Raw genomic sequence first — 22,218 nt, forward strand, 5'->3', positions numbered from 1 at the left:
CTATCTGTTTGACTGGCGGATGCGGTAGCATTAGCATTCCCTTTTCTCAATCTTCATATAAGTGACTTGCCCCATGAATAAACTGAGTTTTGATAAACTTTCTACCCTCAGTGATACCGCTCGCCAATCTTCACGCCAGCGTATGAATCACAACATTCATAGTGAATTATCTGATCCAGTCCAGCGTTTAGCCATTGCGATGGAACCAGACACTTATATCCGACCTCATCGTCATTTACAGACATGGGAGTTGCTAACGGCTTTACGCGGACGTTTTGTGGTTTTGACGTTTGATGATAACGGTGTGGTGATCGATAGAGCTGTATTGGGTGAAAGTGAGTCTGTAATTGAAACACCTGTTGCGGGTTGGCATGCTGTTTTATCATTGGACACGGATGCGGTAATTTTTGAAGTAAAACAAGGACCTTATGCGCCGTTCAAAGAAGAAGATTTTGCTCCTTGGTCGCCAGCTGCCGATGATGAAAATCATAAAGCATTAATGGCTTGGTATCGTGATGCTGAAATTGGCCAACAATGGTCTGGTTGTTAAGATAAAGAGAAAGAAATAAAAGAAGTGCTGGAAAAGGAAGGGAGTAGGGAGGCGCTTAATGTTTTTATTTTAGCGCTCTTTCCTGCTTCGCTGGCTTATTAGTCTAAGTCACAATATCTAAATTGATTTGTAGCTACTTATCTAATAAACAGTTAAGTTTACTGACGTAATTAAGCGTGTTGTGCAGAAGAATGTGCAAATGCAGATTTCATTTTTAGTGCTGCTTTTTTGATTGCTTGGAAAGCGTATGAGAAGCCAGCAACTATGTATTCAGCACGTTCAGCTCGAGCAATTGCTTCATATTTTTCGGCATCAGTTAAGTAGCTTGTGTTTACGCTTTCTAGTAATTCTGCGATAGTTTTAGTGTCTTTCATGGTATTTTCCTCATTTGGTTGTGTTTTTTGCCTTTTCAAAACTTATCTTGTTTTGATAGGTATATAGTAGAAACTATAGGTAAAGAAGACAAACGATAAAAAATACAGCTATAGATGAAAAAAACTAATCAATTGGACAATATTTGATTGAAGTGCGGAAGACTTTACTCATTAGTAGGAGTCCAAGATTCATAATGAATGGCAGAATCGGCCTCTTTTCTTGGCAACCAACCCGCTCTTTCTAGGTCTGGCATAGCATGGAAGGTATCCACATAACCCACACACAAATAGGCAATGATATCGATGGATTCTGGAATATTCAGCGTGTCGCGTATGACGTTGTCATGAATAATACTGACCCAGCCGACACCTAGATTTTCTGCTCTCGCGGCCAACCAAAGGTTTTGTACAGCACATACTGAGCTGAACAAATCCATTTCAGGTTTTACTGTTCTACCCAATACAACGGAACCCGTTCTACTGCGATCACAGGTGACGCAGATACCTAATGGCGCCTCTTCTATGCCTTCTAATTTGAAGCTTTTGTATTGCTCTTTGCGCTCACCTTTAAACAGCTCGGCTGCTTCCGCATGGGCTTGTAAAAAGCCTTGTTTAATCTTTGTCTTGGACTCTGGTTTAGTGACAAGGATAAAATCCCAAGGCTGCATAAAACCGACACTCGGTGCATGGTGTGCCGCTAGTAAGATGCGTTTTAAAACATCGTTTGGAATGGGTTCTGGTTTGAATTCTCGTCGTACATCTCGACGAGAAAATATGGTTTTGTAAACCGCGTCGCGTTCTTCTGGGGTGATCTTCATAAAAGTCAGCTTTTTTGTATGTGAGGCCGATATTATGGTGGCTGGGGTTAAGATAGGTTAATGAGGAAAATTTGTGTTGAGATGTGTCTTTTGAGTTTTGTATAGGCATTTGGGGGGGATCTTGTTATTGGTGGGTTAGGAGCGAAGTAGCACTTCCAAATCAGGAGCATTTCTTATTCACTCTTTCACTATTTTGGAACACCTTATTTATACCATTCGATTTCATCAATACATGGCTTCAATTTTAAGGACTTGTTCGAAAAAAAATTACTGATAGCTTCATACCTTATAAAAACAAAAATAGCTAGTTAGTGGATGTATCTATGATTGATCGCTTGCATGGCAAGGGTATTAGCACCTTGTTGAAATTCAAAGTACCTCATTTGCGTTTTGGGCTTGTCGCTGTTTCTTTATTAAGCTCATCAATGGTTGCTCAGGCTGAAGTTGGCCCCTCAGCCCCTAGTCGTCCTAACATATTATTGATAATGGCGGATGATTTAGGGTATTCAGACTTAAGTGCTTTTGGTAGTGAAATAAATACGCCAAATATTGATGCCTTGGCAGAACACGGACGTATTTTGACGAATTTTCATACCGCGGCTGTGTGCTCCCCAACTAGGGCGAGTTTAATGACGGGGGTTGACCATCATTTAGCAGGCATCGGTAATATGGGTGAGGTTGTTGGTTTTAATATTGTTCAAAATAAACCCATTAATGCGCCGTGGGGAGCATCTAATTCCTATGATTTTGACAATATCCCTGAAGGCTATCATGGCCATATAAGTGAAAAAACCGCCACTATGTCTGAGTTACTTTCTGATTCTGGGTACCATACTTATATGGTAGGAAAGTGGCATTTAGCTTATGACGTGAAATCTCCCGATAAAGACCACAAACGCTGGTATCGTATTAATAAGAGTGCACTTCCTTATTCGCGAGGCTTTGAAAAAAGTTATGTCTTGGTTGATGGTGGAGGATCTCATTTTGCTCCAGCTGCCGTGCCAACCCCGCTTGATTTGACCATGTATGCTGAAAATGGTCGTGTATTTCCAGCCAAGTTTTTGCCAAAAGACTTTTACTCAACGGAGTTTTATACCAATAAGCTGATTGATTATATTGATTCGAATCATGGTGATGGCAAGCCTTTCTTTGCTTATGCTGCTTATACTGCTCCTCATTGGCCACTACAAGCTCCGCAAGCTGACATTGATGCTCAGAAGGGCCGATATGATGAAGGATATGAAGTAGTTAGAGAAAAACGTATTGCTAGAATGAGATCCTTGGGATTAATCACAGATGTGAATCATATTGCCGCTGAATCTGTTGGTCCAAAACGTTGGGAGGAATTAACGGAAGAGGAAAGACATAAAGAGTCAAAATACATGGAAATTTATGCGGCCATGGTTAGCAATCTGGATCGCCATGTAGGCAGATTGGTTCATCATTTGAAAGAGATTAATCAATACGATAATACTATGATCGTTTTTATGTCTGATAATGGCGCTGAAGGCGCGCCAGCTTTCATGTTGCCAATTCCTGGTACTAAAGTTGATAACTCATTAGCGAACATGGGAAAGCCGGGATCTGTTGTGGCATATGGACCTCGTTGGGCTGAAGTAAGTGCAGCACCTTTTCGTTTATTTAAAGGGTTTACTGGGGCAGAAGGCGCAACGGCATCGCCTTTAATTGTGAAATTAAATGGTCAAAATGAACATAAGCCTAATTCAAATGCACGACTACAAGTGGTAGATATTTTACCTACTGTTTTAGAAGTCGCTGATGTAGACATACCAACTAACACTTACAAGGGAAAAGAAATTTACCCACCTAAAGGCGTGTCTTTTTTATCTGCTTTAAAGGAATCAGGAAGTTTTACTCATGTCCATGCGCAAGGTAGTGTGCTGGCCGATGAGCTAATGGGAGCAAGTTATCTAGTTCGTGGTAACTGGAAATTAAGTCAACAAGCACCTTTAGGTAAGACGCCTGTGTTTACAAAAGATGTTCCTTTTGCTTTGTACGATATCTCTACCGATCGAGGGGAGACAAAGGACTTGTCTGCTCAATATCCTGAGTTACTAGCTGATATGAAAGAAGCCTTTAGAGAGTATGTTCGCCAAAATAAAGTTGTAGAACACGCGGCTTCTTATAACGGTAGATAAGGTCGTTACTGAGGATGATTAGTCACAAGCTAATGGAAAGAATTAATCACTTCGGTGTAATGGTTAAGCCAAGTGGTTCAGTGTGCAATATTGATTGTACTTATTGTTTCTATTTGGAAAAAGAACACCTTTATCCAGAGCGAAAGAAGCAATGGCGTATGAACAATACCACGCTAGAAAATTACATCCGCGATCAAATTCAGTCTCAGCATGGTGATGTTATTGATTTCGTTTGGCAAGGAGGTGAACCCACTCTGCTGGGAGTAGACTTCTTTCGCCAAGCAATCGCCTTCCAAGAACAGTATCGTGGTTATAAAACGGTAACGAATTCCCTGCAAACCAATGCTACCTTGCTTGATAAAGAATGGGTGTTATTTTTTAAAAAGCACCATTTTTTGATTGGCGTCTCAATTGATGGTGATCGAATTAGTAATGATGCCTATCGCTTATCTAGGAAAGGGAAAAGTACGTTTGACGAGACCCTAAACGGTCTTGCGTTGCTCAAAAAATACAAGGTGGATTTCAATACGTTGACCGTTGTGAATGCAGAAAACGTAAAACGACCACTGAATGTGTATGCATTTTTAAAGCGCATCGGTAGCCGATATATGCAGTTTATCCCTTTGGTAGAGCGAAAAGCGGTCGTTCCGGATAGTCACGGCTTAACTTTAATTCAGCCGAGGTTTGACGGTGAATCCAATCTCGCTGAATGGTCCGTTCCAGCTAAAGCGTATGGTAAGTTTTTGAATACGATTTTTGATCATTGGATACAAAACGATTTGGGTGAAATCTTCGTGATGAATTTTGAGCAAACCATGAGTCAGTTGGTTGGTCGCCCCGGAGCCTGTGTGTTCAGTGAAACTTGCGGTAATGGGTTAGCGATGGAATCTAACGGAGATGTGTATTCTTGTGATCACTATGTTTATCCAGATCATAAATTAGGTAACGTTAATGAAACATCATTAATTGATCTAGTGAACCTACCGCAAAATCTTAAGTTTGGCGAAGATAAACGTCTTAATATCAGTATCGATTGTCACCCATGTGAGGTGCGCTCAGTGTGTCATGGTGGTTGTCCAAAGCACCGATTTGAGTCATCTAGTGATGGATTATTGAATCGGAACTATCTTTGTGATGGCTTTAAATCACATTTTTCTCATGCTGTGCCGAAAATGTCGGAAACCATAGGTTTGTTAAGTCGACAATTGCCAATGAAAAAAATAAAGCAAGAGATAAAGCGAAGGTTCTATTCGTAGTTGGTAGCTTAAATGGCCGCCTATTTTGCAACAGAATCTTACCCATTCTAAGGTGTTTCAACGTTTTATATCACACTTTTTATTGTTCGATCACATCGAATGGTTGATTCTGTTTAAAGGTTTTTTCTGAATGGTTGTAGTGGTTTATATTGGCTGTATCAACAGAAACATAAATTCAGGCTTATGTATAAAGTGCTATTTCATATAAATATATTTTCATTTTTATTTTATCAATAAAAAACATTTTTCGTTTATTAAAGTACCTGTTTGTTTTTGAAATCAAGATATATTGAATGGCGATATTATTATTCGTTAATTTTATGATCATCCTTTTGACGGGCTTTTATATATGAATTCGGTTTTTTAAGTGAGTTAATTTGATTAATAAAAGTCTATGAAAATAACTAGTTTAATTATGGTTCTTTGGTATTGAAGAATCTCTTAATCAAAACATGATCCAATACTATTATAAAAATTAGAGGTATAAATATGGCGTTATTTGAATACTTTCCCAATTATGTTTGGAACTTATCTGTTTCTATTGCATTAGGAAGCGGAGCCAAAATTGGCGAAGTTATTGATATGTGTAAGCCTTTACGCGAAGCCGCAGAAAATGGCGAAGATGCTGGGACAGCCGAATTTCTGATTCAGTGGGTCAATATGGCGGATAAGCTGATTGGACTGGCTGATGAAGATGAAGCCGCGGGGAATTATTTTTCGGCTGGTGCCAAGCTAAAGAGAGCGGCGCTGTATTTAATGGTGGCTGAGCGAATGCAAGGTCAAGGACATCCAAATCGCAAAGAAACTTGGGATAAAGCGCAAGAGACATTCCGCAAAAGTATTAGGCTCAGCAAAGATAATTGTGAGTATGTAGAGGTGCCACTTGATAATGGCGGAACTATGCCTGCGTTGTATGTTCGAGCTGAAGGAGAGGGTCCTCACCCTACGGTCGTTTATTGTAATGGTTTGGACAGTTGTAAAGAGATGCTCTATTGGTCAAATCTACCTCAAGCACTGGCTAAGCGAGGAATATCGACGCTGTGTGTTGATCAACCTGGTACTGGTGATACATTGCGCACTTACGGTTTGCCTGCGGTTTATAACAGTGAAGTTTGGGCATCCAAAGCGGTTGATTGGCTAGAGCAACAAGACGATGTAGATGTCTCCCGTATTGGTATGACGGGAATTTCTTTAGGTGGTCATTATGCGCCTAGAGCTGTCGCCTATGAGCCAAGATTCGCAGCTGGTGCTGTATGGGGAGCAAATCATAACTGGGCAGAAGTGCAGCAGAAACGCTTAAAGCGCGAAGGTGAAAACCCTGTTCCACATTATTGGGCGCATGTTATGTGGGTGTTTGGCGCAAAAGATATGGACGATTTTTTTGTTAAAGCCGAAGGGATGAACCTAAATGGTGTGATGGAAAAAATTAAGGTGCCTTTCCTTGTGACTCATGGGGAGAAAGATCGTCAAATTAGCTTAGATTACGCTTACCAAAGTTATGATCAGCTTATTAACTCACCGAATCGTGAATTTAAAATTTTTACTGAGCGTGAAGGTGGGGTTGAGCACGTTGGTGCAGACAATATGAGCTTTGGTTGTGATTACATTGCAGATTGGTTTGCGAAAACTTTTAACGGTAAAAGGGGGTAGTCTGCTATGGCTCGTCAATTTATTGATTTATCCATTTACCTTGAAAATGACGTGATAACCGATCCGCCTTTTATGCGCCCTGAAATCACCTATCAGACGCATGAAGAAACCGTGCCGGAGGCAAATCATTTTTTTCCTGGTGTTGGTGCGGATGAGTTCCCTGGAGGGCATGGTTTTGCAGCCGCAGAGACGGTTAAATTAACCACCCATAACGGAACCCATTTGGATGCACCTTGGCATTTTCACCCGACGATGAATAACGGTGAAAGAGCGATTACCATTGACGAAGTGCCTTTAGATTGGTGTTTTCGTCCTGGGGTGAAGTTGGATTTTCGTCATTTCGAAAACGGTTATGTGGTTACCGCTGCGGATGTGGAAGCGGAATTAAAACGTATCGGTTATGAGTTGCAGCCAATGGATATTGTCTTGGTTAATACCGCCGCAGGTAATGCGCTAGGTGATCCAGACTTTGTCAATATTGGTTGTGGTATGGGTTACGAAGCGACTATGTATTTACTTGAGCGTGGCGTACGCGTCACAGGTACAGATGCTTGGTCTTGGGATGCGCCATTTAGTCATACGGCCAAACGCGTGGCGGAAACAGGGGATAATTCACTTATCTGGGAAGGGCATAAAGCTGGTCGAGATATAGGTTATTGTCATTTGGAAAAACTGCATAATCTTGAAGCTTTGCCTCCCTTTGGTTACACCGTAGTGTGCTTTCCTCATAAAGTGCGAGGTGGTTCAGCCGGTTGGACTCGTGCTGTTGCTATTATTGATAACTAATTGAACTACTTGAAGTTATAGTCTTTTTGAGGAATGAAATTATGAAGTTAGCAACAATAGATAACGGCACCCGTGATGGCGCATTAGTGATTGTTTCTTGTGACGGTCAGTCTTATCTACCAGCGCCAGAAAAAATACCTACATTACAAGTAGCACTGGATAATTGGTCTGAGAGCGAGCCTATATTGCAGGCTATTTTTCAACAGCTCAAAGATGGTAAAGGTATGAGTTCTGCCTCGTTAAATTATTTAGCGCCTTTACCTAGAGCATGGCAATGGCTAGACGGTTCTGCGTTCAAAAGTCATGGTGATTTGATGGATCAAGCATTTGGCTTTGAGCCAAAGCAACTGACTAAGCCTCTGATGTATCAAGGTATGTCACATCAATTTTTAAGTGCTACAGCAGATGTTCCTTTTATGAAAGAAGAGGATGGCATTGATTTTGAAGGAGAATTTGCCGTCATTGTCGATGATGTTCCAATGGGAACGACGGCTGAGCATGCACTTAAGCACATTAAACTGGTTGTGTTACTTAACGATTGGTCATTGCGCACAATTGCTATACCAGAAATGAAAACAGGCTTTGGCTGGGTGCAGGCAAAACCGGCTTGCTCTGTGGCTCCGGTAGCGCTCACTCCTGATGAGCTTGGTACGGCTTGGTGTGATGGACGGGTACACCTTGATTTAGTGGTTGATTGGAATGGTAAACGTTTTGGTAAAGCATCTAGTGCTGAAATGGGCGTTGGTTTCCATGAATTAATTGCCCATGCGGCCGCTACCAGAGACCTTTGTGCCGGTACTATTATTGGGTCGGGTACGGTCTCTAATGAAAATTATCGAGAGATTGGATCAAGTTGTATTGCTGAGCGACGTGGTATAGAAACGCTAGATACTGGTGCCGCTAAAACGGCTTATATGTCATTTGGTGACCAAGTAAGAATGGAGGCTGTATCGGATGAGTCGTCCCATTTGTTTGGAACAATCGAGCAAACCGTTATAAAAAAAGCATTATAGATACAGTTTCTTATGAGCTTAATTTGCATTAAGACTCTAAAGAAACTGGATTATATTTGCCAAAAAGGGGGCAAGGCATGTGCTTTGCTCCCTTTTTGCCGTGGGTAAAAACTTTCTAAAGGCAAATTATGGCTTTCATGAATGGGCTTTACTTACTCTATATCCATATTAATGGCCGCTTCTTTTAATGTATTTCGTAACCAAATTAGCCCTTCATCATTGTTTCTATATTGATGCCATTGGACACACTGTTTCATCGGTGGAATGTCAAAAGGTAAAGGCAATATTTTAAGAGGCCAAACTTTGGCCATTTTGGATGCTAATCTGGCATGGATGGTGGCGATATTCTCTGACCCTATTACTAATGCTGGCAATGAAGCAAAGCTAAATGTCGTGGCGATGACATGCCTTTCAATACCGTATTTTTGTGCAAACGATGTTCCAAAAAAGTCTTTTTTTGTTGCTTCTGGACGCATTAGTACGTGACCTGCTGAAGCGTATTTTTCTGTGGTTAACTCTCCTTGCGCGATTTTGCTGTGTTTCCAGACAACACAAACAAACTCTTCTTCATAAAGTACTTCACTCGGGTGTTCGGTAGACATGAAGTCAGATGGAATGATGAGTAAGTCCGCTTTGCCTTGTTCTAGTTGTTCATGAGGATTATTTGCGACTTGAGCTAATAGTTGAAAACGAGCCGTACTTTTTTGTTTTCCAACGATTTCTAGCGTATGTGGAATAAATACTGTTTGGGTGTAATCAGAACAAAAAATACTAAAAATTCTATCTGTTGTTTGGGGATCGAAACTGGGTTGAACAAGGATGGTGCTTTCAATGTTATTTAGCGCGTTACGAACATTGACTTTTAAACTTTCCCCTAAAGGCGTAATGATCATTCTTCGACCTATTTGTGTTAATAAGTCATCTTCAAAATAATCTCTTAACCTAGATAGGGAATTACTTAGAGCGGAAGGGCTCATATTAAGTTTTTCTGCGCCTTTCGTAATACTCTGTTCGGTTAATAACGTATCTAATGCCACCAGTAAATTCAAATCGAGCTTTTTAAAACGCATATATTAGGCCTTGGTTACAGGTTGTTTTTATTTTTAATCATTCGATAGTATCGAATGGTTAATTTAGTTTAAAGGGTTTTTCTGAAAGATTTTGGTGATTTATATTCAGCTTGTTCTTAAAAAACATAAAAATAAAATTTGAGAGGAAGAACAGGTGAAAATAATAAAACCAACGTCATTTCGGCTAAAAGCATTGGCGATTGCCATTGTTTCTAGCACTTCCGCTGCTTATGGGTTTGAGATAGAAACCGGAAATCCTGATGTAAGGCTCAGTCTAGGTAATACTCTAAAATACAGTACAGCTTTTCGTACTAAAGAGGCTTCTTCAGGTCTAACAGAAGGGCGCAATGCGACTAACTATAACGATGGCGATAATAACTTTGATAAAGGGTTGGTCTCGAATCGTTTAGATCTCTTCTCTGAGCTTGACTTGTCTTACAAAAATGCCGGGATTCGGGTTAGTGGCGCTGTATGGTATGACGATGTTTATCATCAGAAGACAGACAACACTAGTTCAAGTTCAAACCATACGCCCGCAACGGAGTTTTCCGATGAGGCTGAAAAAGTCATGGGCGGCGATGCTGAAATTCTTGATGCATTTGTGTATTCCAGATTTCCTGTGATGGATGGTATGGAAGGCACTGTGCGTGTTGGGCGTCATAGTTTGCTATGGGGCGAAAGTTTATTTTTCGGTGCCAATGGTATTGCTGGTGGTCAAGGGCCAGTTGATATTGTGAAGCTGTCATCTGTGCCGAACTCTACTTTTAAAGAAACAGTAAGACCGACAGGTAAAGTATCGATTGATATTCCTATTTCAGAAACGGCTTCTTTAGGTGCCTATATTGGTTATGAATGGGAAAAGTCTCGCTTCCCGCCGGCCGGATCTTATCTTTCTACTGGCGATACATTAGAAGGTGAGGTGCTGCTTGCTGGACCATATACAGCAAAGCACACCGCTGATGATGAAGGCTCAGACTCTGGGCAATATGGCTTACAGCTTAAATGGAGCGACTATGATATTGATGCTGATTTTGGTCTGTATGCCATTCGTTTTGATTCTAGCTCTCCCAGTAACATGTATACGGTTTTGGATGCTTCGTTTCATCCGAGTCAATACAAATGGACTTACGCTAAAGGCATAGAAGCTTATGGTGCCAGTGCTGCAAAAACATTTGGTATTTGGAGTTTGGCTGGCGAAGTGTCATATCGAGTAAATGCTCCTCTAGCAAGTTCTCCTTCATCGATAACCGTTTCAGGTGTGCAATACGATAACGATAAAAATCCAGGTTATGCGATTGGTGAGACGGCGCATGCTCAATTCTCTTGGTTGGCTAGTTTGGGGGCGAATTTTTTGTCTCAAGAATCCAGTTTTGTCGGTGAGATTGCTTGGAACACTCGCGTAAAGACAACGAAAAATAAAGATAAGTTAAACCCCAATGCGGACCGCTCTGCTGTCAGTTTGAAAATGGTTTATTCCCCTATGTATCGTCAAGCTTTTGACGGGGTTGATCTAAGTCCTTCTATTGGGATTGGTCACACTTGGGGTAAATCTTCTGCATTAGGTTCGTCTTTTGGTGTTGATGGCGGTGGCGATATCAATGTTGGTGTAAACGCAGTGTATTTAAGTCGTTGGAAAGCTTCTGTGAACTATACCAAATACTTGGGTGATGAAGGCTTATTCAATGACAGTTCAAATAACGCAACGTACAAACAATCGAAAAAAGATCGAGACTTTATCTCCGCTTCTGTAAGCACCACCTTTTAACTTTTTGGAGAATGACAATGTATAAGAATAAAAAGCACTCTCTTGTTTTTTTTATCACTTCTGCAGTATTAGGCTGTTTTTCGTTGGCATCTTATGCCGCTGTTAGCCCTGAAAAAGCAGCGCAATTGGGAACCGATTTAACCCCAATGGGTGGTGAAAAAGCGGGTAATAGTGATGGTTCTATCCCTGCTTGGACGGGTGGGTTTAACGATCCTATACCAGGTGAAGTATTAGGAGGTAAGCGTTTAGATCCTTTTGCTAATGAAAAGCCCTTGTACACCATTACGGCAGCAAATCTAGACAAATATGCTGAAAAGCTAACTGATGGCGTAAAGGCGTTGATACAAAAGTATCCAGATACCTATCGTTTAGATGTATATCCAACTCACAGGACAGCGACAGCCCCAGATTGGGTATATAACTACACTGTACAAAATGCTTTAAAAGCCAAAATGGATGGGCACAAAATCGTGGGAGCTTATGGAGGCATTCCCTTTCCTATTCCTCAAACGGGTCTAGAAGCCATTAACAACCATAGGTTGTCTTGGCGTGGAGTGAGTTGGGAGGCTGATATTAATCAGTACCAAATTACCTCTAATGGCAAGATCGTTTTGACGACGGATGGTCTACTGAAAAACCAAATGCCTTATTATTTTGAAGAAGGTTCCAGTGAAGATTTCGATGGTTATTTTTGGGAAGTTAACCTTGAAAACTATGGTCCGCCAATACGTGCTGGTGAACGAGTTGTGGGTCGAACTAATCTAGATCCCGATAAATCAAAGTCTTATGTTTATTTAGCTGGTCAGCGTCGTGTCCGTCGTTTGCCAAATGCGTGTTGTGATACGCCAACCCCCGCTACTGCAGGTTTAATGTCTTTTGACGAGTTAAGTGTTTTTTCTGGTCGCACTGACATTTTCGATTGGAAGCTGCTGGGTAAGAAGGAAATGATTATTCCTTACAATGAAAACCGCTTCCTTCAATTCACTGATAAAGACGCCATAGGTGAGCACCATTTGAATCCAGATGCCGTTCGTTGGGAGCTTCATCGTGTATGGGTTGTGGAAGCAACGTTAGCTTCTGGTAAGCGTCACCAAGCCGTTCGTAGTAAATACTATTTAGATGAAGATACTTGGCAGGGACTACTTGCTGATCGTTGGGATGGCAATGGCCAGCTATGGAAAACTCTTTGGCAGTTTAACTACGTCATGCCTGAGTTCCCAGGAACCGTTCCTCAAACATTTGGTTTCTACAATTTGCTGTCAGGTGAAGCTTATGTTGCCAATGTTATGAATGATAAACCCTTTCAAAACAGACCTGTTGAGCGCTTTCCGACGAGCACTTTTACTGGTCAAGGTTTAGCTCGCCAAGGAACACGATAAGTTTTAATGAATCCGGTTAATTTTGTATCAAGGGATGAGTCTGCCTTTCCCCTTTGGTTTCACTCATCTTTTGATACAAGTTTTTCATGTATTTCTTAAACATATTCGATTTTCAGTAGCAAAGAAAAGACCAACGAATAGGTATGTTCTTTCCTATTCATTGTTCCTAAGACACTAGGATCAATTTTGGTGGGAAGTTTGGGAAGAGATAAAGGCAATACTTCAGTTTTACTAAGCCAATACAGGGGCTTAAACATAGCCGATTGAGTTGCAGAGGCATTGAGTGGCCATACGGCCAAAATTTATAGAGGTAATAAATAATGAATATAGTTGGTTTAGAAACCATCATTTTTGGTGTTGAGGATGTTGCCTCTTGCGCAACCTTTTTGACAGATTATGGTTTGTTTCCTGTAGGGGTGACGGAAAAGGGAGGACGTTTTGAGGCGTTAGATGGTACGGCTGTTATTTTGGCCCATGCTTCGGATGAGAGCATTCCAGCAAGTGTTGGTAATGGCTGTATGATGCGTAAAACGGTGATGGGGGTGGCTGATGCTGCAACTATTGAGGCAATTTCGGCTGAGTTAGGAAAAGATCGTGAAGTGCGCCATTTAGCTGATGGCTCTATTGAATCGACAGATGATTCTGGTTTTACCATTGGTTTTCAGGTTACTAAGCGTAAATCCCTGACCTTAGCAGGTGAAATATCGAACGCGCCGGGGGCACCTTTTCAACGCCCTGTAAATCATCAGGCAGTAAACATAGAAGAGGATCCGATACGTCCTCGAACCCTTTCTCATATTGTGTATTTTGTACCTGATCCTGTCAAAGCCGAAGCCTTTTATGTTGAACGTTTAGGCTTTCGTTGTACTGATAGGTTTGAAGGCGCTGGACCGTTTTTACAACCAGCAGGAACCTTAGACCATCACACGCACTTTTTAATTGGTGCGCCACCGTTTATGCAAGGCGTCGAGCACTTCACTTTCCATTTTGGTGGCCCCACTGAGGTGATGCAAAACGGCTCACGCTTTATTGAAAAGGGTTATCAGGCTTTTTGGGGGCCTGGTCGACATATCATGGGCTCGAACTGGTTTTGGTATTTCAACAGTCCTTTTGCATGTCATATCGAAATGGATGCGGATATGGATTTGCATGATGAAAATTGGAGTCCTCGTTCCTTTCCTATGGGAGCGGATAACTCGCAAGCATTTCTTATGCGCTATCGCAGCAAGTGGTCGCCAGGAAAAGATACTCCCCACAATGGTGATTACGAGTAAATATATTTAACGAAATATTCTGCAAGCTATTGATATAAAAAGTTTTTAATAAGTAACGGCAATTTACGAGTTGCCGTTCTATAAAACACAAAGCGACGTTATTACGTCGTCACCACGAAATAACAATAAACAAAGTGGATGGTAAAAATGTTGATGATCTCTAAGAGATATGAAATTTATGGCTTTAAGGCTCTGACAAAACCGACCCTTATAAAGGGAGGTGAGTGATGAGTTATCGCTTTGGATTCAAAGGCAATCTTGCTCTGATGGTTTCTCATAGTGCGGGAATGCTAGACCTTGTGGCCTTGCCTTTATGGGTTGGGGTTTTAGTTGCCTCATATCATTTTGATAGTCAGCAAGCGGGTGGCTTAGTCACCTTATTTTTAATTGGTGCTGTTTGCGCCAGCGTCTTAATCGCTCCTCGCTTTAAAAAACTAAAGCGTCGCATGGTGGCAAGCGTTGGCTTTTTCATTTCAGGGTTATGCTTTTTCATCGCTTCTCAAACCAATGATTATGCACAACTGGCTGGATTGCATTTGGTGGCCGGTGTTAGTTCAAGTGCGGCATTAAGTATGGCACATGGCACGTTTGCCCGAGGAGAAAACCCACATCGTCTGTTTGCAATAGCGGGACTGACTTTAGGCATTATGGCGTTTGTCTTTATGGGAGCAACGCCAAATATTACCAAAGTCGCTGGAGGACATTCATTGTTCATTATCTTTGGTGGCATTATGACTTTTGCGGCTTTGGTTTGTGCTGTCGCTTTTCCATCATTGACGTTTGATCATGATGATAGTGGCAAGGCTAAATCAGTAGTAGTCAAAATTCCTTCTAGTGTTTGGTACGGCATAGTAGGGATTAGTTTAATGGCTGTCACTCAAGCCATGACATTTAGTTTCATGGAGCGCGTAGGTAATGATCGAGGCTTTTCGACTGACTCAGTCACATTGGTTTTGGTTGGAGTAGCGTTGGTTAATATTGTCGCAGCCGTACTTGCTGGCATTTTCGAGAAACGTTTTTCCACTAAGTGGGTACTGTTTTCAGGTCCAATACTACAAATCCTATTGTCAAATATCATCATGAAAGCGGATGGCTTTGTTTTCTATGCCGCGTCTTCGGTTTGCTTTGTGCCTCTGATGATATTCACTCATACCTTCGTTTTTGGTTTGTTGTCTCGTTTAGATCTGTCTGGCCGTGCTATGGCGGCTACGCCAGCAATGCTTATGATTGGCGCAGCAATTGGTCCAATTTTGGGTGGAACCATTATTAAATTTTTGGGCTATCCAGGTATTGGTATTGCCGCTTTAGTGTTCGGAACGGTGTCACTTGGGTGTTTTATTCGTGTTTTTCAACGCAGTTCAGCGGTTATCCAATCCGAGCGGTTGGCGTGAGGTGGTGAATGTCTAAGCAAAACAACGTGGCCACTTTATCATCTCGTTTATTAGGTCAGCTTGCTTTATTGGCTCTAATGACTCTGCTTCTTAGCCGAGTCGGAGGTGCTCATGCTGCAGTAGCCGATGCGATTGAGCGGCCTGCTATTCAGTCTAATTTAGGTGCTCATTCTGTTTTGATGTCGGTGGCCTCGATAGAAGGTCATTTTATTGCTGTTGGAGAGCGTGGCTTAATTTTACGTTCAGATGATGATGGTAAAAATTGGAGTCAGCTACCTTCTCCAGTCAGTGTGACGTTAACAGGGGTTGCCTTTACTGATGCTAAAAACGGTTATGCGATTGGCCATGGTGGCATTGTATTGCGCACCACTGATGGAGGTCAGCAATGGAAGGTGCAGTTAGATGGTCGTACCTTAGCTGCCGATCTTTTACTTAAAGCGCAAGCATCCAATGATGAAGAGGCGATTCATCAAGCTAAGTTATTGGTGTCCGATGGTCCAGATAAACCTTTTTTAGATATGTTGTTACTGGGCCGTGATCACTTAATTGTGGTGGGAGCCTATGGTCTTGTTTTGGAAACGAAAGATGGTGGTCTGACTTGGGACTCTTGGATGGACCGCATTGAAAACTATTTGGGATTGCATTTATACAGTATTCGTAAGCAAGGTAATCGTATTCTTATTGCTGGAGAGCAAGGATTTGTCGCTCTTTCAGTCGATGATGGCCAGTCTTTTGAGACCCTTGAAACGCCATATGAGGGCAGCTTCTTTACCGCTCAATTAGCAGGGAACAGTGAGGTAGTGTTAGCTGGTTTGCGTGGCAATACTTTTGTGTCTTCAGATAATGGCCAAGATTGGAAGAAAATCAAAAACCCAATCAGTGCCTCTATCATGTCATCCTTTATTAATAAGAGTGGTCAAATCATTTTCGCCAATCAAGCTGGTATTTTATTAGGTTTGACTGCCAATCGATTGGTTCCACTCACTCGTAAACGCCTTCCTCCACTTACCAACTTGATAGAAAAGTCTAATGGGAATGTACTTGCTTTAAGCATCCATGGACCAGTTTCCATTGATGTAGGAGATATGAAATGAAACACCATTCGTCTACCTCTGCGTCTCCAAAAGACCAATTTGATCCAAATACAGGGTCCATTGTTGAGCGAGTATTATTTAATAATCGTTTCATCGTTATTATCACTTGTTTTTTGTTGACCGCTATATTTGGCTGGCAAGCGACCAAGTTAACAATCAATGCCAGTTTCGAAAAAACTTTACCGACACATCAATCTTATATTGAAAACTATTTAACCTATGAAAAAGAGCTAACCGGGTTAGGTAACGCATTACGAATTGCGGTCGTCAGCCCCAGCGGTACGATTTATGATCAAGACTATCTAGAGTTACTACGCCAATTAAGCGAAGAGGTATTTTTACTTCCAGGTGTCGATCGAGTTCAGATGAAATCTTTATGGACGCCTTCAACTCGATGGATTGGGGTTACCGCTGAAGGCTTGGATGGTGGTCCGGTCATTCCTGAAAATTACGATGGTTCTCCAGCCAGTTTGCAAGAATTGAAAGCCAATGTTGCTCGTTCTGGGCAAGTGGGTCAATTGATTGCGGCAGATGAAGAATCCACCATTATTTACATGCCATTGTTAAGTCAAGATGCAACAGGAGAAGCGCTAGATTACGCAAAGTATTCTGAGGCTCTTGAAAGGCTGCGTGCCAAGTATCAAGCAAAAGGGCTGGAAATTCATATCACCGGTTTTACCAAGGTAATGGGTGACTTGATTGAAGGGGTACAGGCGGTTTTATGGTTTTTCGCCTTAGCCGTTGTGATCGCGACTATTATGGTGTTTTGGTATACCCGTTGTGTGCGTTCAACCTTTTTAGTTGTGTTCGCTTCTTTGTTGGCTGTGGTATGGCAGCTGGGGATTTTGCCAACTCTCGGCTATGTCTTGGATCCATATTCAATTTTGGTGCCTTTTCTAGTATTTGCCATAGGTATGAGCCATGGCGCACAGAAAATGAATGGCATTATGCAAGATGTTGGTCGTGGCTTTGACAAACTTGTTGCAGCACGTTTTACCTTTAGAAGGTTGTTTCTTGCTGGGCTTACTGCTTTGTTAGCCGATGCCGTAGGGTTTGCCGTCTTGTTGGTGATTGATATTAAAGTGATTCAAGAGTTAGCTATTGCCGCCTCTATTGGGGTTGCTGTTTTGATTTTCACTAACCTCATTCTTCTACCTATTATGCTGTCTTATGTGGGCGTTGGTGAAGAAGCAGCGCAGCGCAGTGTCGTCAATGATATTGATCCGACTAATGTAAAAAAGATACCTGCCTTATGGGTATTCTTAGATAAGTTCACTCAGCGTAAATGGGCAACGGGGGCTTTAGTTGCCGGAACTTTGCTTGCTGTTGGGTCATTCTCGTTAAGTACTCAGTTAAAAATAGGTGACCTTGATCAAGGCGCTCCTGAGTTACGTCAAGACAGTCGTTATAACCAAGACATTGCTTTTATGAACCAGCATTACGGCGCGTCTAGTGATGTTATGGCAATCATGGTTAAGACCCCTGATGGTGCATGCTCTCAGTACGATACGTTGAAAAAAATTGATGTTCTTGAGTGGCAATTACGACAGCTCCCTAGTGTGGAATCGACTAACTCTTTGGCTTTACTTTCTCGTCGTGTGCTGTCTGGTTTAAATGAAGGGAACCCCAAATGGTACGAGTTTTTACCAAATCAAAGTATGTTGAATTACATCACAGCAGGTGCGCCACGGGGGTTGTACAACAGCAGTTGTAATCTGTTGACACTTTATGTCTATTTGCAAGATCACAAAGCAGACACTTTAAGCAACATTGTTAATCATGTAGAAGCTTTTGCTAAAGATAATAATACCGATGATGTGCAGTTTTTATTGGCGGCGGGCAGCGCCGGTATTCAAGCGGCGACAAATATTTCCGTAAAAGCGGCTTGGTATCAAATGCTGTTCCTTGTCTATGGCGCTGTTGCTTTGCTTTCCCTAATTACTTTTCGGTCATTGAAGGCCGTTGTTGTCGCGTTACTTCCCTTGATGCTGACCTCCATTATGGTGGAGGCCTTGATGGTGCAATTGGGTATGGGGGTGAAAGTCGCCACCTTGCCTGTTATTGCTTTAGGGGTCGGTATTGGCATCGATTACGCTTTATACATTTTGTCCATTACTTTGGTCGGATTGCGCCAAGGTACTAGCCTGTCCCAGTCTTATCTAAGAGCACTCAATTTCACCGGTAAAGTCGTTATGTTAACCGGTGTCACCTTGTCTGTGGGAGTCATTACTTGGGTTGCCAGTCCGATTAAATTTCAGGCAGATATGGGTCTGTTACTAGCCTTTATGTTCATTTGGAACATGCTCGGAGCGTTGATTCTGTTGCCTGCTCTGGCGCATTTTTTACTCAAGCCAAAATTCGCGAACAGCAATGACTTCAACGAGGAGTGAGGAGGATGACGTTGACCGAGAACATGATTGCGCTTTGTCATATTGATGATCTTAAAGAAAGCGAAACAAAAGGCTTTTTAGAAAATGAGGCCGGGCAGGACTTGTTGTTCGTCGTGAAATTTAAAGGGGCATTTTATGGGTGGCGAAATGCGTGTCCTCATGTAAATGGTGCACCAATGGCGTGGCGCAAAGACGCTTATATGGATGCTAAAAAGCAACACATTGCTTGCCATGCACATGGTGCTTTGTTTGAAGCAGACACTGGCTTGTGTATTCAAGGGCCGTGCCTCGGTAAGGCATTAAATAAAATCCCTATCTATGTAGACCCGAATGGCATGATTTCCGTTTTACTAAAAGACATTAACTAATCGTACATATAACAAAAATAAGGAGTAATTAAATGGCTGCTGTAAATAAAGTATTGGTCATTGGTGGTGGTTTTTCTGGTATGGCTGCCGCCATAAAAATGCGTAGTCATGGCATTCAGGTTGATCTTGTTGAGATAGATCCAGAATGGTGTGAATTGGGAGCCGGTATCAGTATTAATGGCGCATCTATGCGTGCATTAGAAGATCTTGGTTTGTATGAACAAGTTGTTGAGCAAGGTTGTGTGACGGATGGTGTGTCCATTCACTTAGCTCATGGGCCTTTGGTTATGGAGCTACCAACACCGAGTCCTGTTGGTTCATCGGTGGGAGGCAGTGGCGGTATTTTTCGCCCAACTCTTGCGCGAATTATGTCTAATGCGACTGTTGAATCTGGTGTTGATGTTCGTTTGGGCTGCACCTACACCAATATGCAGCAGACAGACTCTACTATCACGGTAAGCTTCACGGATGGAAGTACCCGTGACTATGATCTTGTTGTCGGGGCGGATGGGGTTCATTCTAAAATTCGCAAAGAATTTTTCCCAGAAATTGCGGATCCTGAATACATAGGTCAAGGCGTGTGGCGTGCCATTATGCCGCGTCCAAAAGAAATTAACCGTGTCACTATGTGGATGTCAGACCATCTTAAATTGGGAGTGAATCCAGTGTCAGATACTCATATGTATATGTTCATTACGGAAGATCGTCCGACAAAAGAGCATATTGATAAAGCCACGTGGCCGAGTGTTTTTGCAGGTTTGATGGAGCATTTTCCTAATCCAATTATAGAAGCATTGATCCCATGTGCATTTAAAGAGGAAGCGAATATTGACTACCGCCCGTTGGCGAACTTGTTAGTTAAGACTCCTTGGAACAAGGGTCGCTTAGTGATGATTGGGGACACGATTGCCGCGACGACTCCCCACCTTGCTTCTGGCGCTGGAATCGGTATCGAAAGTGGCATTGTATTAGCGGATGAGTTGGCTGCTAACAATGATATCCAAGTAGCGCTTGATAAGTTTCATGAACGTCGTTGGGAGCGTTGCCGCATGGTGGTCGAAAATTCGGCTCGTTTATGTCATATCGAAATAAATGGTGGTGATAAAGCCGAACATTCAAAAATCATGGGGCAGTCATTAATGGCGTTAGCTGAGCCAATTTAACGCTTTGGTGGGCAGTGTGAAGCTTATGATCACTGCCTTTTTTAAAAGGTTTGTTTGTCCTCTTAGAGAGAGGTTTTATGAGTTTTCCTGATATTTACCGTGTAGTAACTGGTCATGATGAACAGGGCAATGCCATTATTTTAGAAAATGGCCCACTCAATACAGTGATGGATTTAGAGGCTGTTCCAGGTACTAGGTTTCATGAAGTTTGGAATACGAGCGAAACGCCCGCCCATATTACTTATACACAAGAAGATCCAACTCTCGGGCCAGTTGTATTACCACCAATGCAGTCTGGGACTAGAATTCGATTTGTCGATGTTCCACCTGATACTGAGGAATTTTTGACTCAGGGAAAAGACAAAATGAAAGCGATGTTTTCGACCGTTGGTGATGAAGGCGCTTCGACGGTAAAAGAAGATTCTCCTCATCCTCTGATGCATCGTACTGAGTCAGTGGACTACGGTATTGTGATTGAAGGTGAACTGACTTTGATTGTTGACAAAGATGAAGCCATTTTAAAACCAGGTAGTGTGGTTGTGCAGCGTGGTACGAATCATGCCTGGGCGAATCGGTCAGGAAAAATGTGTCGTGTGCTATTCATTTTAGTGGGTGGGCAGTATGACGAATGCTTGGCAGAGAGCTTATCTCAGTAAAGTATCATGCGATGAAACTCCTCACCTTCCCAAATAACATTTTGGTTTGTTTTTTGGCCCTTCTGCGAACTCATTATTAAGGACTGTCTAATGCATGTGTTAATCACGGGAGCAAACGGTTTTGTTGGTAAAGCACTAGCACATCATATTCTTTCTCAAGGGGGGATTGGAGAAAGTGAGGTTTCGCGTTTGACCTTGTTGGATCGTCAGTTTAATTGGGAACTCACGGAGAATTCATCGAATATATTGGTGGAGCAACATAGTGGTGATCTGGTAGATAAGCAATGGTTTAAAGATAAACTGGAGCGCTTCTCTCTCGATGTTATTTTTCATCTGGCCAGTATTCCCGGAGGTTTGGCGGAAAAAAATGATGAACTTGGCCGTCAAGTAAATATTGACGTGACGATGAGCTTACTTGAGATCTGTAAAGCACAAACAGAATCGCTAGGACTTAAACCGACATTGGTTTTTGCGAGTAGTATTGCGGTATTTGGCTCCATGCCAGAGTTGGTCACCGACGATACAGCATTGAAACCTCAAATGAGTTATGGTGCTCATAAAATTGTTGGAGAGGTAATGATTGATGACTTTAGTCGTCGTGGTTGGATTGATGGTCGATCTTTACGCTTACCTGGGGTCTTAGCTCGCCCTTCAGCAGAAACCGGACAAATGTCGGCTTTTCTAAGTGATATTATTCGCGAAGTGTCTCAAGGGCATGCTTTTGTTTGTCCAATGTCGGCTCAAGCAAAAACATGGTCATCATCCTTACCAAATATTGTTGAAAACCTTATTCACTGTGCTGTCGTTGAGGACACTCAATTAAACAAAGGGCGAACTTTTACCTTGCCAACGCTGTGTTTCAGTATGGAAGAAATGGTCGATGCTATTGGTTTGGTTTATAAGCAAAACGCGCGTGAGTTGGTTCGCTACGAGCCAAATTCAATAATAGAAAACTTGTTCGGACGTTTTCCACCACTGGAAACACCCTATGCGGATGAGTTGGGATTCAAACATGATGGGGATTTGAATAAGCTAGTAAAGCGAGCGTTATTAACATGAATG

At 42.1% G+C, this 22,218-nt stretch carries 19 protein-coding genes; 16 read left to right on the top strand and 3 right to left on the bottom strand.

What is annotated here, in order from left to right; all coding sequences use genetic code 11:
- Positions 1-73 precede the first annotated feature (73 nt).
- Positions 74-550, top strand: coding sequence for a WbuC family cupin fold metalloprotein (locus C0J08_RS06000; RefSeq protein WP_212655197.1), 477 nt, complete (start codon positions 74-76; stop codon positions 548-550).
- 170 nt (positions 551-720) lie between these two features.
- Here the strand turns inward: C0J08_RS06000 and C0J08_RS06005 are convergent, their stop codons facing one another.
- Together C0J08_RS06005 and bluB are read right to left on the bottom strand one after the other, a co-directional pair.
- A complete protein-coding gene (locus C0J08_RS06005; RefSeq protein WP_249344531.1) occupies positions 721-924 on the bottom strand; it encodes an RSP_7527 family protein in 204 nt (67 codons plus the stop codon).
- A 164-nt stretch (positions 925-1,088) separates the two neighbouring features.
- Positions 1,089-1,742, bottom strand: a complete 654-nt coding sequence (gene bluB, locus C0J08_RS06010) for a 5,6-dimethylbenzimidazole synthase (protein ID WP_212655199.1) — start codon at positions 1,740-1,742, stop codon at positions 1,089-1,091.
- Positions 1,743-2,065: 323 nt separating this feature from the next.
- Here bluB and C0J08_RS06015 point away from each other — a divergent pair, with 323 nt between their 5' ends.
- The 5 genes from C0J08_RS06015 to C0J08_RS06035 all read left to right on the top strand — a co-directional run bounded on the left by C0J08_RS06015 (position 2,066) and on the right by C0J08_RS06035 (position 8,606).
- Positions 2,066-3,901 (top strand): arylsulfatase, encoded by a 1,836-nt coding sequence (locus C0J08_RS06015; protein ID WP_212655200.1) that lies wholly within the window; start codon positions 2,066-2,068, stop codon positions 3,899-3,901.
- Between the two features lie 32 nt (positions 3,902-3,933).
- Complete coding sequence (locus C0J08_RS06020; protein ID WP_212655201.1) at positions 3,934-5,157, top strand: anaerobic sulfatase maturase; 1,224 nt, start codon at positions 3,934-3,936, stop codon at positions 5,155-5,157.
- Positions 5,158-5,646: 489 nt separating this feature from the next.
- Complete coding sequence (locus C0J08_RS06025) at positions 5,647-6,807, top strand: alpha/beta hydrolase family protein (RefSeq protein WP_212655202.1); 1,161 nt, start codon at positions 5,647-5,649, stop codon at positions 6,805-6,807.
- Between the two features lie 6 nt (positions 6,808-6,813).
- Positions 6,814-7,593, top strand: coding sequence for a cyclase family protein (locus C0J08_RS06030; RefSeq protein ID WP_212655203.1), 780 nt, complete (start codon positions 6,814-6,816; stop codon positions 7,591-7,593).
- Positions 7,594-7,634: 41 nt separating this feature from the next.
- A complete protein-coding gene (locus tag C0J08_RS06035; protein WP_212655204.1) occupies positions 7,635-8,606 on the top strand; it encodes a fumarylacetoacetate hydrolase family protein in 972 nt (323 codons plus the stop codon).
- Positions 8,607-8,758: 152 nt separating this feature from the next.
- Here C0J08_RS06035 and C0J08_RS06040 read toward each other — a convergent pair whose 3' ends face one another.
- Positions 8,759-9,676 carry a LysR substrate-binding domain-containing protein gene (locus C0J08_RS06040; protein ID WP_212655205.1) on the bottom strand — a complete coding sequence of 306 codons (918 nt, stop codon included), beginning with the start codon at positions 9,674-9,676 and terminating at the stop codon, positions 8,759-8,761.
- A 154-nt stretch (positions 9,677-9,830) separates the two neighbouring features.
- Between C0J08_RS06040 and C0J08_RS06045 the strand changes: the two genes are divergently transcribed.
- The 10 genes from C0J08_RS06045 to C0J08_RS06090 all read left to right on the top strand — a co-directional run bounded on the left by C0J08_RS06045 (position 9,831) and on the right by C0J08_RS06090 (position 22,215).
- Positions 9,831-11,441 carry a DUF1302 domain-containing protein gene (locus tag C0J08_RS06045; RefSeq protein WP_212655206.1) on the top strand — a complete coding sequence of 537 codons (1,611 nt, stop codon included), beginning with the start codon at positions 9,831-9,833 and terminating at the stop codon, positions 11,439-11,441.
- A gap of 17 nt (positions 11,442-11,458) precedes the next feature.
- Positions 11,459-12,820: a DUF1329 domain-containing protein gene (locus tag C0J08_RS06050; RefSeq protein WP_212655207.1), complete on the top strand. Its 1,362-nt coding sequence runs from the start codon at positions 11,459-11,461 to the stop codon at positions 12,818-12,820.
- A 320-nt stretch (positions 12,821-13,140) separates the two neighbouring features.
- The gene (locus C0J08_RS06055; protein ID WP_212655208.1) at positions 13,141-14,094 is read left to right on the top strand and encodes a VOC family protein; all 954 of its coding nucleotides are present in this window, start codon (positions 13,141-13,143) and stop codon (positions 14,092-14,094) included.
- Between the two features lie 227 nt (positions 14,095-14,321).
- Entirely contained in the window at positions 14,322-15,485 is a 1,164-nt protein-coding gene (locus C0J08_RS06060; protein ID WP_212655209.1) for an MFS transporter, read from the top strand.
- A gap of 8 nt (positions 15,486-15,493) precedes the next feature.
- A complete protein-coding gene (locus C0J08_RS06065; protein ID WP_212655210.1) occupies positions 15,494-16,579 on the top strand; it encodes a WD40/YVTN/BNR-like repeat-containing protein in 1,086 nt (361 codons plus the stop codon).
- Entirely contained in the window at positions 16,576-18,969 is a 2,394-nt protein-coding gene (locus C0J08_RS06070; RefSeq protein WP_212655211.1) for an efflux RND transporter permease subunit, read from the top strand. Before C0J08_RS06065 ends, C0J08_RS06070 begins: the two co-directional genes overlap by 4 nt.
- 5 nt (positions 18,970-18,974) lie before the next feature.
- Positions 18,975-19,337, top strand: coding sequence for a Rieske (2Fe-2S) protein (locus C0J08_RS06075; protein ID WP_212655212.1), 363 nt, complete (start codon positions 18,975-18,977; stop codon positions 19,335-19,337).
- A 32-nt stretch (positions 19,338-19,369) separates the two neighbouring features.
- The gene (locus C0J08_RS06080) at positions 19,370-20,500 is read left to right on the top strand and encodes an FAD-dependent oxidoreductase (protein WP_212655213.1); all 1,131 of its coding nucleotides are present in this window, start codon (positions 19,370-19,372) and stop codon (positions 20,498-20,500) included.
- A 77-nt stretch (positions 20,501-20,577) separates the two neighbouring features.
- Complete coding sequence (locus tag C0J08_RS06085; protein ID WP_212655214.1) at positions 20,578-21,156, top strand: cupin domain-containing protein; 579 nt, start codon at positions 20,578-20,580, stop codon at positions 21,154-21,156.
- Between the two features lie 90 nt (positions 21,157-21,246).
- A complete protein-coding gene (locus C0J08_RS06090; protein WP_212655215.1) occupies positions 21,247-22,215 on the top strand; it encodes an NAD-dependent epimerase/dehydratase family protein in 969 nt (322 codons plus the stop codon).
- Positions 22,216-22,218: the final 3 nt, after the last annotated feature.

This window comes from Marinomonas sp. CT5, from assembly GCF_018336975.1.
GTDB lineage: Bacteria > Pseudomonadota > Gammaproteobacteria > Pseudomonadales > Marinomonadaceae > Marinomonas.

Coding starts and splice junctions, on each gene's coding strand:
- C0J08_RS06000 (WP_212655197.1), top strand. CDS start 74: ATGAATAAACTGAGTTTTGATAAACTTTCTACCCTCAGTGATACCGCT.
- C0J08_RS06050 (WP_212655207.1), top strand. CDS start 11,459: ATGTATAAGAATAAAAAGCACTCTCTTGTTTTTTTTATCACTTCTGCA.
- C0J08_RS06025 (WP_212655202.1), top strand. CDS start 5,647: ATGGCGTTATTTGAATACTTTCCCAATTATGTTTGGAACTTATCTGTT.
- C0J08_RS06060 (WP_212655209.1), top strand. CDS start 14,322: ATGAGTTATCGCTTTGGATTCAAAGGCAATCTTGCTCTGATGGTTTCT.
- bluB (WP_212655199.1), bottom strand. CDS start 1,742: ATGAAGATCACCCCAGAAGAACGCGACGCGGTTTACAAAACCATATTT.
- C0J08_RS06085 (WP_212655214.1), top strand. CDS start 20,578: ATGAGTTTTCCTGATATTTACCGTGTAGTAACTGGTCATGATGAACAG.
- C0J08_RS06090 (WP_212655215.1), top strand. CDS start 21,247: ATGCATGTGTTAATCACGGGAGCAAACGGTTTTGTTGGTAAAGCACTA.
- C0J08_RS06020 (WP_212655201.1), top strand. CDS start 3,934: ATGGAAAGAATTAATCACTTCGGTGTAATGGTTAAGCCAAGTGGTTCA.
- C0J08_RS06040 (WP_212655205.1), bottom strand. CDS start 9,676: ATGCGTTTTAAAAAGCTCGATTTGAATTTACTGGTGGCATTAGATACG.
- C0J08_RS06080 (WP_212655213.1), top strand. CDS start 19,370: ATGGCTGCTGTAAATAAAGTATTGGTCATTGGTGGTGGTTTTTCTGGT.
- C0J08_RS06005 (WP_249344531.1), bottom strand. CDS start 924: ATGAAAGACACTAAAACTATCGCAGAATTACTAGAAAGCGTAAACACA.
- C0J08_RS06065 (WP_212655210.1), top strand. CDS start 15,494: ATGTCTAAGCAAAACAACGTGGCCACTTTATCATCTCGTTTATTAGGT.
- C0J08_RS06035 (WP_212655204.1), top strand. CDS start 7,635: ATGAAGTTAGCAACAATAGATAACGGCACCCGTGATGGCGCATTAGTG.
- C0J08_RS06055 (WP_212655208.1), top strand. CDS start 13,141: ATGAATATAGTTGGTTTAGAAACCATCATTTTTGGTGTTGAGGATGTT.
- C0J08_RS06070 (WP_212655211.1), top strand. CDS start 16,576: ATGAAACACCATTCGTCTACCTCTGCGTCTCCAAAAGACCAATTTGAT.
- C0J08_RS06015 (WP_212655200.1), top strand. CDS start 2,066: ATGATTGATCGCTTGCATGGCAAGGGTATTAGCACCTTGTTGAAATTC.
- C0J08_RS06075 (WP_212655212.1), top strand. CDS start 18,975: ATGACGTTGACCGAGAACATGATTGCGCTTTGTCATATTGATGATCTT.
- C0J08_RS06030 (WP_212655203.1), top strand. CDS start 6,814: ATGGCTCGTCAATTTATTGATTTATCCATTTACCTTGAAAATGACGTG.